Source organism: Kluyvera huaxiensis, assembly GCF_040149365.1.
Classification (GTDB): domain Bacteria; phylum Pseudomonadota; class Gammaproteobacteria; order Enterobacterales; family Enterobacteriaceae; genus Kluyvera; species Kluyvera intermedia_A.
Genome location: NZ_JBEFLV010000001.1, coordinates 379,594 through 393,952 on the forward strand (window position 1 = coordinate 379,594; position 14,359 = coordinate 393,952).

The following is a 14,359-nucleotide window of genomic DNA, read 5'->3' on the forward strand; positions in this document are numbered from 1 at the left end:
GTTTTAAAGCAGACCGCAACGGCGTTTACTGCGCAATTCGGCCTCTTCATACAGACTAAATTCATTGAGTACCGCCCGTCCCAGCGCCCGTTCAAAGGCCTCGCGGCTGGCATTGCCATGGCTGCGGGTATGGGTCTCATCCCCAAGGTTTGACTGAAATATCCCCGCCGCGCTGACCGGCAGGAAGTCTTCGTAGGTAATAGGCTGTGCCACAATCCAGCCGCGTTCGATAAGTGGCTGCGGATCGTCGCCGGGACGAATGGCCTGTCGGTGCGCGTCACCGGTTGGCGTGAGGCGATAGCGGAACCAGGCCAGCCCCTGCTGACGCAGCAAAAATTCGCTGTCCGGGAAGGCTTTAAACACCGCCTGCAGGTGTTCCTGATGCGTCAGATTGTCTTTGCCAACCCCCGCTTCGGCCAACAATTGGTCGTACAACGCCCGGCCTTTGGGCGTGAGCGCCACGCCGCGCTGTTCTATTTCACCAAAGCGCGCAGTGTGGGTGCCGCTGAGTTCCCCGGCAAACTGCACCGGTTCCTCCAGCGCTTTAAAGCTGGTCTGGCGCAGCAGCAGCGGCACCGCACGACGCGGCGGGCCTTCAATTACCGCTTTCGGTTCAATACCGTATTCCGCCATCAGCGACTGTACCCGGTCGATATCCAGCGTGCGCGGCGTCAGGTGATTGATGTGGCAACCGGGGAAACACACGACGTCAGCTATTAGCCGATGCTGCTGGTTAAGCGCCTGGTAAGTTTCTTTATCCACCGTCGCGTGGCGATGCCAGCGGAAGGTCTCCAGCGCCTCACGAACAAATTCCTGTGCCTGGACGGCGGTTAAGCCCCCCTGTTCGTCGTGAATATCCATCAGCGCACGGCAGCGAGGCGTGAAAATATCGCGCTGGGCCAGGATCTGCGCGGCTTTTTGCCGCAGCGTCGGAGAGTCAATCAACTCCAGACGCAGTAAGGAGGTAAAAATGCGGAATGGGTTGCGCTGTAGCGCCGCATCCTCCACCGGGCGAAACGCGGTGGAGTGAACCGGAACCCCGGCGACCGAAAGATCGTAATAGCCGACCGGCTGCATCCCCATGATGGCGAAAATGCGGCATAGCGTCGCCAGCTCTTCCGCGGTGCCTACGCGGATCGCCCCATGCCGCTCGACGTTCAGCCGTGCCAGCTCATCGGCATTGGCCAATTGCTCATGTAAGCGCGTGTTATTTTCCAGCACGGCCAGATTTACGTCAGCTACTAATGCCAGCAAAGTTCCATATTGCGGGACTTCTTGCTGGTACATCGCCGACATCGCTTGTGAAAACTCTTCCCGAATATCATCTGCCGAAAGGGTGTGCGCCATGTTGTCATGTCTCCTGTGACCATATTTGCAGTGTAGGAAAACCAAGGACGCTATGCGGTAAGAATTTACAAAGTGTGATCCCGGCTACTGAGTTGATTTAGTAAGTGAATTTCCACCATTGCATAACCATAGGTTATTCAAAATACACCTTAAATTCACTTTAAATTAACATTGCATTTACACACACTGTCTGTGGCAATAATAAAATACCCTACACGGAGCCACCTATGAGCACGAAATGGTCACCGCAAGAAGTGATTCACCGGGATTACAACAATCACCCGCCCGCTTATGCACCGGGCTATAAAACCAGCGTTCTGCGTTCACCGCGCAACGCGCTTATCTCGCTGCAAAACTCGTTGTCAGAAATTACCGGTCCGGTCTTTTCCCAGCAGGATCTTGGCCCGCTGGATAATGACCTGATCCTTAACTACGCCAAAGAAGGCCTGCCGATTGGCGAGCGCATTATCGTTCACGGCTACGTGCGCGACGGGTTTGGTCGTCCGCTGAAAAATACGCTGGTTGAAGTCTGGCAGGCTAATGCCGGTGGCCGCTATCGCCATAAGAAAGATCAGTATCTGGCCCCTATCGACCCCAACTTCGGCGGCTGTGGCCGGGTGATGACCGACGAAAATGGCTACTACTTTTTCCGCACCATTAAGCCTGGCCCGTATCCGTGGCGTAACCAGGCCAGCGACTGGCGTCCATCGCATATCCATTTTTCAATTTTTGGTGAAGCCTTTGCCCAACGTCTGATTACCCAGATGTACTTTGAGGGCGACCCGCTTATTAAACAGTGTCCTATCGTGAAGGCCATTAATAACGATGATGCGATTCGCACACTGATTGCCGAGCTGGATACCCATGCGGCGATACCGCTTGATTGCCTGGCATATCGCTTCGATTTAGTCCTGCGCGGCCACCGCGCCACGTTATTTGAAAACCGCACTCAGGGGGCAGCACGATGAAAGACTATTTGCCGGAAACCGCGTCTCAAACCGCCGGTCCCTACGTGCATATTGGCCTTGCGCCAGATGCGGCTGGTTTTCATATTTTCGAGAAAAATTTTGGCCCAACGCTGACTAACAGCCACACCCCAGGCGAGCGGATTGCCATTGAGGGGCGCGTGTTTGATGGTTCCGGCACGCCGGTGCGCGATGTATTGATTGAGATTTGGCAGGCCAACGCCAACGGGCGCTACAACCACGTTGCAGACCAGCAGCAGGAAAAAGCGTTGGATGAGGATTTTCGCGGTTGGGGCCGTGCCTGTTCAAACTTTGACAGCGGCGTCTGGCGTTTTGACACCATCAAGCCCGGTCAGGTGGTTGGCCGCGATGGGCGCATGATGGCTCCGCACGTTAACCTGTGGATCGTGGCACGTGGGATTAACATCGGCCTGAATACGCGGATGTACTTCTCCGACGAGACGGAAGCCAACGCCAAAGACCCGGTGCTGAATATCATCGAATGGGAAGTTCGCCGCCAGACGCTGATTGGTCGCAAAGAAATCCGTGGAAGCGAAACGGTGTATTGCTTTGATATCTATCTTCAGGGCGAGAAAGAAACCGTCTTTTTCGACGTGTAACGTATCCCCCCAGTATCGCTACGCGCAAAATTGCGTAGCGATACTTTCCCTATCCTTATGCAACAAAATGCTTGTCTGTTAAACCGCACAAATGTTAATAATATTTTGCTAGCAAGTTATCAAATTTAAACAACATTACTTGTCACTGATACCGCTTCGTTTTTAACATCGCTTATGGAAAAAAATGCTCTCTTTAGTCAGCGCATTCGTCTGCGCCATCTGCACACATTCGTAGCCGTCGCCCAGCAAGGAACTTTGGGGCGAGCGGCTGAAACTCTCAATTTAAGCCAGCCTGCGCTCTCTAAAACGCTCAATGAGCTGGAGCAACTCACCGGCACTCGGCTGTTCGAACGCGGCCGCATGGGCGCACAACTCACCCTCACCGGCGAACAGTTTTTAACCCATGCGGTGAAGGTTCTTGACGCACTAAACACAGCAGGCCAGGCGCTCAATCGTAAAGAAGGTGTTAACAATGATGTGGTGCGCATCGGCGCGCTACCAACTGCCGCCCTCGGTGTTTTACCTTCCGTGATAGGACCGTTTCATCAGCAGCAAAAAGAGGTGACGCTACAGGTCGCCACCATGAACAATACGATGCTGCTGGCGGCGTTAAAATCCGGTGATATTGATTTAGGTATTGGCCGAATGTCCGATCCTGAGTTAATGACCGGGCTTAACTATGAGCTGCTGTTCCTGGAATCTTTGAAGCTGGTGGTTCGCCCTGACCATCCCCTGTTGCAGGACAATATTACCCTAAGCCGGGTGCTCGAGTGGCCGGTAGTGGTGTCGCCAAAAGGCACCGTTCCGCGACAGAACGCTGAAACGTTGCTGCAAAACCAGGGGTGTAAAATGCCCGCGGGCTGTATTGAAACCCTCTCAGCATCGCTCTCCCGGCAGTTGACGGTAGACTATAACTACATCTGGTTCGTCCCTTCCGGGGCGGTGAAAGATGATTTACGTCGCGGTATTCTTACCGCACTGCCGATTGGCACTCAGGGCCAGGGCGAGCCGATTGGCATTCTGACCCGTGTAGACACACCGCTTTCGGCTGGCGCACAGATTTTGCTCAGCGCAGTACGTAAATCGATGCCTTCGTGACCGCTGCGCCCGCGCTGACGCGGGCTCAGTTTTCATCTAACGGTGAGTTATTTTTCGACGCTGTCCCACGCAACTTTGGGGAATGCATTGACTGCGCTCGCCGGAGAAAGATTTACCACGTGAATATTATTTTCTTCGCAATATAATTGAGCGGTGATAAAAGCATTAATAACTGGATTAAAGTCTCTTTCAAGCCGGGTCGATAGCATATTTTCTTTCTGTTCATAAAAACGCGGCGTCGTAAAATTATTCATATCCAGACCCGCAAGATAGATCTCTTTATATCCGAGCGCACAGGCAATTTGTAAGGCGGGATACGTCACCGTGCCATAATCAAATAACACCCGGTTGATATCATCGGAAAAACCCACGCCATTACGCCAATAAAAAGGGGCTTCATCCGCTGTTACCGGGTAGGTGGCACCGAGAAATTGATGTACGGTAGAATTGGTGACGGTCTCAATAATTTTAAATTTACAACGAATCTCTTCCCATGGAACCAGTGCACAAATCGACGCCAGACATTTGCATGGACAAAAGAGCACCAACTCTTCACGAGACACCATTTCCCTCACTAAATCAATGCGTTCAATGACAAAACTTTTATCAATGATCGCATACCAGTCGAAGGTAATCGCAGTCATCGCACTGGCGCCATTAACCCCCATGTAATCAAAATGATCATCAAAAAACTGGCGGGCAATCCCATTGACTGACGGCCCTGATGCCATAATTAACAGCGGTTTCGTTTTTTCAACATGGGCAATTTCGATGTTATTGAGTTTTTCTTTTTTGAAAAACACGTTATGAATCGTGCCGGAGGGTTCTCTTTCCACTTTAAAATACGGCCAAAAATTCTTGTTGTGTCTATATTTTTCAGAATGCGTCAGCCGGTAGGTTGTTTTACAAACCCATTTAGAAAACACATCAATTCCCGCCATGTATAATTACTCTGAATATATTAATAAGCATACTTTCGTATGCGGATTAATAATATCTACAGAACATTATTTCTCAACAATAAATGCGAATAGTTTGGTTCAATACTGGACGATAAACAGTATTGACTAATAAAAGAGCAATCGCTGCGTAGTCATCACGTCCCTAACACGCGCAGCTGCGCCCTCTCCCTGCGGCAACCAATAGGCAATTAATGCGAAATTATTTTTTAACAATTGCGCAATGCATTTTAACAGTTCTATCATACCCACAATTTAACCAAATGGTTCACTTCTGATTGTGTAACTGAGCTAATGGTTTCATTTTGAAGTGATTATAAGATTCACTTGAAAGCCATTGGTGGAATTGCAGTTCCATTTGGTTCATTTGGTGTGTCTTTATCTGGCTTTTGCAAGGAGAAAAGTATGGCAACTAGCAACGTGCCGCGAGGATTCCCGCGAGTCCTGCAGTGGCTTCTTATCGCGTTGATGATGATTATCGGCCTCGCTATCGGGGCTCTTGGGGCAAAACTTGCCGCCGTCGGGGGAACCTGGTTCTTCGCTCTGATGGGGATGGTGGTCAGCGCGATTCTTATCGCCCGCCAGCGCCGCGGTGGGATAGTGCTGTATAGCCTGGCGTTTATCGTCGCCATTATCTGGTCAATTCAGGATGCAGGCTGGGAATACTGGCCGCTGTTCTCTCGCCTCTTCGCCTTTGGCGTGCTGGCGATGTTGAGCGCGCTGGTGTGGCCGTTTATGTCCAACACGAAAACCGCGAACAAAGGGCCGGCATTCGGTCTGGCGGCCATTTTTGCCGTGATGCTGGTCACTAGCCTTGGCTGGATGTTTAAACCGCAGGCGCTGGTTTCCGCCAGCGAAGCGGTACCGGTGAAGCCGGTTGCCGCAGGTGAAGAGCAAAAAAACTGGGAGCACTGGGGTAACACCACCCACGGCGACCGCTTCGCCGCGCTTGATCAAATCAACAAGCAGAATATCAATCAGTTACAGGTCGCGTGGGTCGCACATACCGGCGATATTCCACAAAGCAACGGTTCCGGGGCGGAAGACCAAAATACCCCGTTACAGATAGGCGATACCCTCTTCGTCTGTACGCCGTACAGCAAAGTGCTGGCGCTGGACGTCGATAGCGGCAAAGAGAAATGGCGCTACGATTCAAAAGCGACCGCGCCAAACTGGCAGCGCTGCCGTGGTCTGGGCTATTTTGAAGATACCCAGGCGCTGACTACACCGACGGCAAGTACTCAGCCTGCCGCCTGCCCGCGTCGTCTGTTCCTGCCAACCACCGATGCCCGTCTCATCGCGATTAATGCCGATAACGGCCAGCTGTGCGAAGACTTTGGCGACCACGGCGTGGTTGACCTGAGCGTTGGTATGGGTGAAATCAAACCGGGCTACTACCAGCAAACCTCAACGCCGCTGGTCGCCGGGAATGTAGTCGTCGTAGGTGGTCGCGTGGCCGATAACTTCTCGACCGGTGAACCACCGGGGGTCGTTCGCGCTTATGATGTCCGTACCGGCAAACTGGCCTGGGCATGGGATCCGGGCAACCCGGACCTGACCGGCCTGCCGCCCGAAGGCCAGACCTATACGCGCGGCACGCCGAACGTCTGGTCTGCCATGTCCTATGACGCAAAACTGAACCTGGTTTATTTGCCGACCGGGAACGCCACGCCAGACTTCTGGGCCGGCGAGCGTACCGCGCTGGACGATAAATACAGTTCCTCTATCGTGGCGGTAGACGCCACAACCGGAAAAGTGCGCTGGCATTACCAGACCACTCACCACGACCTGTGGGACTTCGACCTGCCGTCGCAGCCGCTGCTGTATGATTTGCCTGACGGTAAAGGCGGCACCACGCCGGTACTGGTGCAGACCAGTAAACAGGGCATGATCTTTATGCTCAACCGCGAAACCGGTGAGCCGGTCGCCAAAGTAGAAGAACGTCCGGTTCCGGCTGGCAACGTCGAAGGTGAACGTTACTCACCCACGCAGCCGTACTCGGTAGGCATGCCAATGATTGGCAACGAAACCCTGACCGAATCGGATATGTGGGGAGCCACGCCGGTTGATCTGCTGCTGTGTCGTATTCAGTTTAAAGAGATGCGTCATCAGGGGGTCTTTACCCCGCCGGGCGTTGACCGTTCGCTGCAATATCCGGGCTCGCTGGGCGGTATGAACTGGGGTAGCGTGTCAGTTGACCCGAACAACAGCCTGATGTTCGTTAACGACATGCGTCTGGGGCTTGCCAACTACATGGTTCCACGCGCCAACGTTGCCAAAAACGCCAGCGGTATTGAGATGGGTATTGTGCCTATGGACGGGACACCGTTCGGTGCGATGCGCGAGCGCTTCCTGTCACCGCTGGGAATTCCGTGTCAGAAACCACCGTTTGGCACCATGTCGGCAGTGGATCTGAAATCCGGGAAGATTGTCTGGCAGGTGCCGGTAGGTACCGTTGAAGACACCGGCCCGCTGGGGATCCGCATGCACATGCCGATTCCAATCGGGATGCCGACGCTGGGCGCATCATTGTCGACTCAGTCCGGTCTGCTGTTCTTCGCCGGGACTCAGGATTTCTATCTGCGCGCGTTTGATACCGCCACCGGGAAAGAGATCTGGAAAGACCGTCTGCCGGTTGGCAGCCAGTCTGGCCCAATGACCTATGTGTCGCCGAAAACCGGTAAACAGTACATCGTGATTAACGCCGGCGGTGCGCGTCAGTCGCCGGATCGCGGTGACTATATCATTGCCTACGCATTACCTGATTCTCAGTAATCATCAACCCCGTAACCGTTAAGGTTACGGGGTATTTTCCTGCCTTAGAATGTTTCCCAGTTATCTGCACCCGCGACCGCCGGTCGATTTGGCGCAAAGGTCGGTTTGACGCTCGCCTTCTCTACTTCAACCCGCTCACCGCCCTGAATACGAAACGTACCCACCGCTTGAGTCAGTCGAGCCGCCTGCTCTTCCAGCGAGGCCGCTGCCGCCGAGGCCTCTTCCACCAGCGAGGCGTTCTGCTGGGTAACGTTATCCATTTCAGTCACCGCCTGGCTAACTTGTTGGATCCCGCGATTTTGCTCGTCGGATGCAGCGGCGATTTCCAGCATAATATCGGTAACGCGCTTCACGGCATCAACAATATCGGTCATGGTCGAACCGGCGCGGACAACCTCACTTGACCCGCGCTCAATCAACGTCACCGATTCGCTAATCAGCCCCTCAATCTCCTTCGCTGCCTGGGCGCTACGGCTTGCCAGGGTACGGACCTCGCTGGCGACGACCGCAAAACCACGCCCTTGCTCACCGGCACGCGCCGCTTCGACTGCGGCGTTCAGCGCCAGGATATTCGTCTGGAAAGCGATACTATTAATCACCGAGGTAATTTCTGAGATTTTCTTCGAACTGGTGGAGATACTGCCCATCGTCGACACCACGCCGGAGACCAGTTGCCCACCGCGAGTGGCTTTGCCAGAAGCATCTTCCGCCAGTTTGCTGGCATGGTGCGCATTATCGGCATTTTGTTTCACTGTAGCGGCTAACTCTTCCATACTGGCGGCGGTCTGCTCAATCGCAGCCGCCTGCTGTTCGGTTCGGGAAGAGAGATCGGTGTTGCCCATCGAGATTTCGCTGGTACCGCGATAAATCTCTTCTGCGCCCTGACGTACGGTACCGACCGTTTTCACCAGCGAGTGCTGCATTTTTTGCAGATTGCCATTGAGCTGACCAATCTCACTGCGCCCTACCGGTTCATCGGCCATGGTCAGATCGCCGCTGGCAATTTGTGCGATACGGGCACCTGCACGTTGCAGTGGAACAATCACCACCCGATGCAGCGTGGTAAAGGTGATGATGGTCATCAGTACCGCCAGCACGAACGCACCAATCATAAACATCACGCCCAGCGTCGTGCGGTTATGCGCCAGTTCGTTCAGCTGGTTCGCGCGTGCGGTACGAATATCAATAACCTTCAGGCGCACATCGTTATAGGCGTCATCGAGCGCGCGAGCCTGTTCGCTTTCATAGTTGATGATCGCTTCAAACATGCCGTTTTGCGCATACTTCAGCATCGGCTTCATGCCTTCAAGGTAAGCGTTATAGCGCTGGTTCATTTCGGCATCAAGCGCGATATCCGCCGCCGTTTTTACGCTTCTGTCGGTGTAGACCTTAAATCCGTGCTGCGAGCGTTGGATTCCGGCCTGCGCTGCCGCCAGATTCTTTTTCATGCTATCCATTTCGGCAATACGGCTGTCCGCACCGGCATGGATCATCATCAGCCGCGCCTCCCGCAGGTAGTTTGCGCTGTCAGAAAGCCCGACGCGAACCTGAAGCTCTTGAGTCACGTCTCGTTGATCGGCATCAGCCTGCCACATAAAGTAGCCCGCAAGGCCTGAACTCAAAGCAAACAGCAGCAGGATACCGCCCAGTACCGAACCGAAGAACGGCACGAGCCGGATGTGATGGAGGAAACCGATCTTTTGCGCACGTTGCTGCGCAGACTTTTTATCCATGAGTTGACTCTCTTGTACTTGAGGTAAGTACTAGAGTCATCGGCCATAGCCGCTAATTTCTTATCGGGAAAGGTGTAAAACGCAAGGCGGGTCACAAATAAGAAAACCAGCGGGAAAATTCCCGCTGGTTGATGGCGCTACTTATCGCCGAAATGAATGACGGTACGGATAGATTTCCCTTCGTGCATCAGATCGAACGCTTCGTTAATTTTGTCCAGCGGCAGGCGGTGGGTAATAAACGGATCGAGCTGAATTTTGCCCGACATCGCCTCTTCTACCATCCCCGGCAGTTGGGTACGGCCTTTAACACCGCCAAATGCCGAACCGCGCCATACGCGGCCGGTCACCAGCTGGAATGGACGGGTTTTAATTTCCTGACCCGCACCCGCTACGCCGATGATAATGCTCTCGCCCCAGCCTTTGTGGCAGCACTCCAGCGCCGAACGCATCACGTTGACGTTGCCGATACATTCAAAGCTGAAATCAACGCCGCCGTCGGTCAGTTCAACAATTACGTCCTGAACGGGTTTATCGTAATCTTTCGGGTTGATGAAATCGGTCGCACCCATTTCGCCAGCCAGCTTGAACTTCTCTGGATTGGTATCGACCGCCAGAATACGTCCGGCTTTCGCCTGTACCGCACCCTGAATGACAGCCAGACCGATGCCGCCAAGGCCGAATACGGCAACGGTATCGCCTTCTTTCACTTTTGCCGTGTTATGAACCGCACCGATACCGGTGGTTACGCCACAGCCCAGCAGGCAGACTTTGTCCAGCGGTGCCTGCGGGTTAACCTTGGCCAGCGAGATTTCGGCTACCACGGTGTATTCGCTAAAGGTACTGGTGCCCATGTAGTGGTAAATCGGTTCGCCGTTGTAGGAGAAACGGGTAGTGCCGTCCGGCATCAGGCCCTTGCCCTGGGTAGCGCGTACCGCTTGGCAGAGGTTAGTTTTGCCGGATTTACAGAACTTACACTCGCCGCATTCCGCGGTATACAGAGGTATAACGTGGTCGCCCGCTTTCAGGCTGGTAACACCCTCGCCGACTTCCACCACCACGCCGCCACCTTCATGGCCGAGCACCGCCGGGAATACGCCTTCCGGATCATCACCGGACAGCGTGAACGCGTCGGTGTGGCAAACGCCGGTATGGGTGATTTTGACCAGCACTTCGCCTTTCTTCGGCGGCGCGACGTCAATTTCAACAATTTTCAGCGGCTGACCTGGGCCAAACGCAACTGCAGCACGTGATTTCATAGCTGTCTCTTCCGTTGTGATAATTATTTTAAATAGGATCGTAGCAGATGACCGACTTCCGTCATGCGTAAGGCACGCTGATCCGGGGTCGTTTCCCCGCTCACCAGTTCGTCTTTGAGATGCATCTCGACCATTTCGCCCATCAGGCCGTTGGAGGCCCCGCGAATCGAAGCGATTTGTTGCAGGATTGTCAGGCAGGATTCACCTGACTCGATCGCACGCTCCAGCGCCTCTACCTGCCCTTTGATGCGACGAACGCGGGTTAATGCGCGTTTTTTGTCTTCAGGTGAATGCGGCATATGCCCTCCTAATAATATAGTGGGGTATACTATATGAAACGAATCACATTGTAAAATTGATGTTGCTAATACCGCACAAAAGGCAACGCTCCCAGCGTATTACGCAGACCATTTAGTGCGGATAGAAAGCATAAAAAAACCCCGCCGCGGCGAGGTTTTTCACAAGAAGAGATTATTTGGCGCTGGCGCAACCTGGCAGGGTTTGGTCGATGATGAGGTCGCCTTCCACAATCACCCCCATCTTACCGACCAGGAATGAGTAGTTATATTGGGTAATGACCACATCAGCCAAAGCGACCGCACATTTATTTTGTTCAATCGCCAAATCCGCCGCTTCTTTCACGTTCGGAATACCCATCGGGAAGAGGATCACCGGCTTACTGTCTTCCCCTTTTACCCGCGCTCCTTTGACGAATTTATCGCCATTGAGGTTGTAGTTTTTGGTACTGGCGACAGTGAGATCCGCCACCCGCTGTGCGCAGCCTGAAAGCACCAGTGCACCAATAATAACCGCTGCCATTTTTTTCATTGCCTAAGTCCCTTATGGAAAAAAAACGGACCATAGCACCTACGAGTCCTCTCGGGCATGGAAAAGAGTGACATTTCACGCTTTTGGGAGTTTATAAATATTCTTAATATTTATGTAGTTAGATGAATTTATTAACTTAAGATATGGTTTAAAAGTGGCGCAGGACGGTGCGGGAGGAACGCCGATTAAGCGGAGAACTTAACCGGCAGCAAAAATCAGGACTGCAGCGTTGCCAGGCGGGCAGCAAAACCGACAAATACTAGCCCAATCAGGCTGTTGCCAATCTTGGCCAGTTTTTTACGCGTTTTCACGTAGCGCGTCACCAGCGAACCGGAGACGATCAGGAAACTCAGGTAGGTAAAGCTCACCAGTTCCAGGGTCAGCGCCAGAATAAAGAACGCCAGCCCCGGGGTTTTCGCCTGTACGTCAATAAACTGCACAAAGAACGACACATAGAACAGGATCGCTTTCGGGTTGGTCAGGCTCAGCGTCAACGCGCGTTTGAAGATGGCGTGCCCTGGCTCAGGCTCTTCTTCCTGACCGGCTTTTTTACGTTTTAACGTGCTGTAGAGCATTTTCACGCCAAGATACAGCAGATAAATCGCCCCTAAATAGCGGACGATATTAAACAGCAGCGGCGTAGTTTTAATCAGCGTCGCGACGCCGGCAAAGGAGAGAGACATCAGGACCGCATCGCCAATAAATACCGCCAGCGCCGCCATATAGCCTTTACGGATACCGTGCGAGACGCCGGTTTTCAGGACGAAGAAGGTATTTGGCCCCGGCACCAGAATAATAAAAATGGCTCCGAGCAAATAGGTCCAGTAATTCAGTACGCCAAAATCTGCGAACACCCTGTTCTCCTTCATACATACATAATAAAAATAGATGACGTATGGTAACGCAGAGACCAGGGAGTTAAAAGTCTTGTTAACGCTTGCGCGGCATCATCCGCAACAGCGTATTATCCTTCCACCAGTAGTGGTGCGCCAACGCGGCAAGCGCGTGCAGGCCAATCAGCCAGTAGCCTAAATTTGCCAGCAAAATGTGGTACTGCTTGAGGGTATCCACGAGGTCGAAATTGCCTTCGGCAGAGTGCGGCATCATCAGCCCAAATGCCATCCACGGATTGCCCCGATTGTACATCATCACCAGGCCAATCAGCGGTAAGGCGATAAATAGCAGATAAATACACAAATGCCCCAGGTGCGCCATTCCTGTCATCATCGGTTTGGGTTTTGGGATAATCGGCGGTGCCGGTCGTTTCAGGCGAACCAGCAGGCGCGCCACCATCAGCACCAGAATGCTAATCCCGCAAGAAACATGGACCATGTTGATAATCGGCCGGTCGCTACGTGGGAAAAATCCGCGTAACTCCATCGCGGCGTAGGCCACCACCACCAGCAGAAACACCAGCCAGTGAATCGCTATTTGTAAGCGGGAATATTTATCATTCATCGCGAAAATGCCCTGCAAAGTAACATAAAAGAGAAAAGTAACTGCCTTTCATTAAAAATTCATTAACTTTTTCATATCGATACAAATTAACTATTCATAATAAGATTGCCCTTCCCGGCGGGCTGGACTATGCCTGGACAGATGAAACACATCATTCGTCGTTATTTATCCGTCGTTTTTTGGTACGCGTATCGGCTATCCCCATCTCTGACAGGAGTACATCATGAGTAAGATTGGCATTAACGGGTTTGGACGTATCGGCCGTCTGGTTCTGCGCCGTTTACTGGAAGTGTCCAGCAGTCATGAAGTGGTCGCGATTAACGATCTGACCTCACCAAAAGTGCTGGCCTACTTATTGAAGTACGATTCTAACTACGGCCCGTTCCCGTGGAGCGTGGATTTTACCGACGACGCGCTGATTGTTAATGGCAAGACCATCAACGTCTATGCCGAGAAAGAAGCGAAAAACATCCCATGGACGGCGCAAGATGCGGAAATCATCGTCGAGTGTACCGGCTTCTACACCTCAACCGAGAAATCCCAGGCGCACCTGGATGCGGGTGCGAAAAAAGTGCTCATCTCCGCCCCTGCGGGTGAGATGAAAACGCTGGTATTCAACGTGAACGACGATACGCTTAACGCCAGCGATAAAATCATCTCCGTTGCGTCATGCACCACTAACTGTCTGGCGCCGATGGCCAAAGCCCTCAACGACGCTTTCGGGATTCAGTTGGGGACGATGACCACCATTCACGCTTACACCGGCACGCAGTCGCTGGTTGATGGCCCTCGAGGCAAAGATCTGCGCGCCTCACGCGCCGCGGCAGAAAACATCATTCCGCACACCACCGGCGCGGCGAAAGCCATCGGTCTGGTGATCCCGGCGCTGAGCGGCAAGTTGAAGGGCCATGCCCAGCGCGTGCCAACCAAAACCGGATCCGTCACCGAATTGGTGTCGATTCTGAGTAAAAAAGTAACCGCGGACGAAGTGAATCAGGTGATGAAAAACGCCGCGCATAATAACGAATCCTTTGGCTATACCGAGGATGAGATTGTCTCGTCGGATATTATCGGCAGCCATTTTGGTTCGCTGTTCGACGCCACCCAGACCGAGGTCAGCGAAGCGGGCGGTCTGCAGCTGGTGAAAACCGTCTCCTGGTACGATAACGAATACGGATTTGTCACCCAGCTTATTCGTGTCCTCGATAAGTACGCCAAAATGTAATACCGTCGCGGGGGAATTCACTCCCCCGCATTGCCGATAAAAAATGGTCGTCCAATTTTCGGTTGTGAGCATACTTGCCGCCACGGCACACTCCG

At 53.1% G+C, this 14,359-nt stretch carries 13 protein-coding genes; 5 read left to right on the top strand and 8 right to left on the bottom strand.

Annotated elements, in window-relative coordinates:
• Positions 1-3 precede the first annotated feature (3 nt).
• Positions 4-1,347 (bottom strand): 2-oxoadipate dioxygenase/decarboxylase HglS, encoded by a 1,344-nt coding sequence (hglS, locus tag ABOC97_RS01850; protein WP_349593335.1) that lies wholly within the window; start codon positions 1,345-1,347, stop codon positions 4-6.
• A 227-nt stretch (positions 1,348-1,574) separates the two neighbouring features.
• Here hglS and pcaH point away from each other — a divergent pair, with 227 nt between their 5' ends.
• From pcaH to ABOC97_RS01865, 3 genes are all read left to right on the top strand, one after another.
• On the top strand, positions 1,575-2,315 hold the full coding sequence (gene pcaH / locus ABOC97_RS01855; protein ID WP_234506205.1) for a protocatechuate 3,4-dioxygenase subunit beta: 741 nt from the start codon (positions 1,575-1,577) through the stop codon (positions 2,313-2,315).
• Entirely contained in the window at positions 2,312-2,932 is a 621-nt protein-coding gene (gene pcaG / locus ABOC97_RS01860) for a protocatechuate 3,4-dioxygenase subunit alpha (protein WP_349593338.1), read from the top strand. The genes pcaH and pcaG overlap by 4 nt, the downstream gene beginning before the upstream one ends.
• A 174-nt stretch (positions 2,933-3,106) precedes the next feature.
• Positions 3,107-4,030, top strand: a complete 924-nt coding sequence (locus ABOC97_RS01865; protein ID WP_234506199.1) for a LysR substrate-binding domain-containing protein — start codon at positions 3,107-3,109, stop codon at positions 4,028-4,030.
• Between the two features lie 47 nt (positions 4,031-4,077).
• On the opposite strand, the gene ABOC97_RS01870 is transcribed toward ABOC97_RS01865, so the two are convergent.
• A complete protein-coding gene (locus tag ABOC97_RS01870) occupies positions 4,078-4,971 on the bottom strand; it encodes a lipopolysaccharide core biosynthesis protein RfaZ (protein ID WP_349593341.1) in 894 nt (297 codons plus the stop codon).
• 423 nt (positions 4,972-5,394) lie between these two features.
• Here ABOC97_RS01870 and ABOC97_RS01875 point away from each other — a divergent pair, with 423 nt between their 5' ends.
• The gene (locus ABOC97_RS01875; RefSeq protein WP_349593344.1) at positions 5,395-7,764 is read left to right on the top strand and encodes a glucose/quinate/shikimate family membrane-bound PQQ-dependent dehydrogenase; all 2,370 of its coding nucleotides are present in this window, start codon (positions 5,395-5,397) and stop codon (positions 7,762-7,764) included.
• 44 nt (positions 7,765-7,808) lie between these two features.
• Here the strand turns inward: ABOC97_RS01875 and ABOC97_RS01880 are convergent, their stop codons facing one another.
• The 6 genes from ABOC97_RS01880 to cybB all read right to left on the bottom strand — a co-directional run bounded on the left by ABOC97_RS01880 (position 7,809) and on the right by cybB (position 13,039).
• Positions 7,809-9,497, bottom strand: coding sequence for a methyl-accepting chemotaxis protein (locus ABOC97_RS01880; protein WP_349593347.1), 1,689 nt, complete (start codon positions 9,495-9,497; stop codon positions 7,809-7,811).
• A 137-nt stretch (positions 9,498-9,634) separates the two neighbouring features.
• Positions 9,635-10,753 (bottom strand): S-(hydroxymethyl)glutathione dehydrogenase/class III alcohol dehydrogenase, encoded by a 1,119-nt coding sequence (locus ABOC97_RS01885; protein WP_349593350.1) that lies wholly within the window; start codon positions 10,751-10,753, stop codon positions 9,635-9,637.
• A 23-nt stretch (positions 10,754-10,776) separates the two neighbouring features.
• On the bottom strand, positions 10,777-11,052 hold the full coding sequence (locus ABOC97_RS01890) for a metal/formaldehyde-sensitive transcriptional repressor (RefSeq protein WP_062773733.1): 276 nt from the start codon (positions 11,050-11,052) through the stop codon (positions 10,777-10,779).
• Between the two features lie 172 nt (positions 11,053-11,224).
• Entirely contained in the window at positions 11,225-11,581 is a 357-nt protein-coding gene (locus ABOC97_RS01895) for a hypothetical protein (protein ID WP_349593353.1), read from the bottom strand.
• Between the two features lie 215 nt (positions 11,582-11,796).
• Positions 11,797-12,435 (bottom strand): leucine efflux protein LeuE, encoded by a 639-nt coding sequence (gene leuE / locus ABOC97_RS01900; RefSeq protein WP_349593356.1) that lies wholly within the window; start codon positions 12,433-12,435, stop codon positions 11,797-11,799.
• Between the two features lie 76 nt (positions 12,436-12,511).
• A complete protein-coding gene (gene cybB / locus ABOC97_RS01905; RefSeq protein WP_349593359.1) occupies positions 12,512-13,039 on the bottom strand; it encodes a cytochrome b561 in 528 nt (175 codons plus the stop codon).
• A gap of 223 nt (positions 13,040-13,262) precedes the next feature.
• On the opposite strand from cybB, the gene gap reads away from it, so the two are divergent.
• Positions 13,263-14,264 (top strand): type I glyceraldehyde-3-phosphate dehydrogenase, encoded by a 1,002-nt coding sequence (gene gap, locus ABOC97_RS01910; protein WP_349593362.1) that lies wholly within the window; start codon positions 13,263-13,265, stop codon positions 14,262-14,264.
• Positions 14,265-14,359 lie beyond the last annotated feature (95 nt).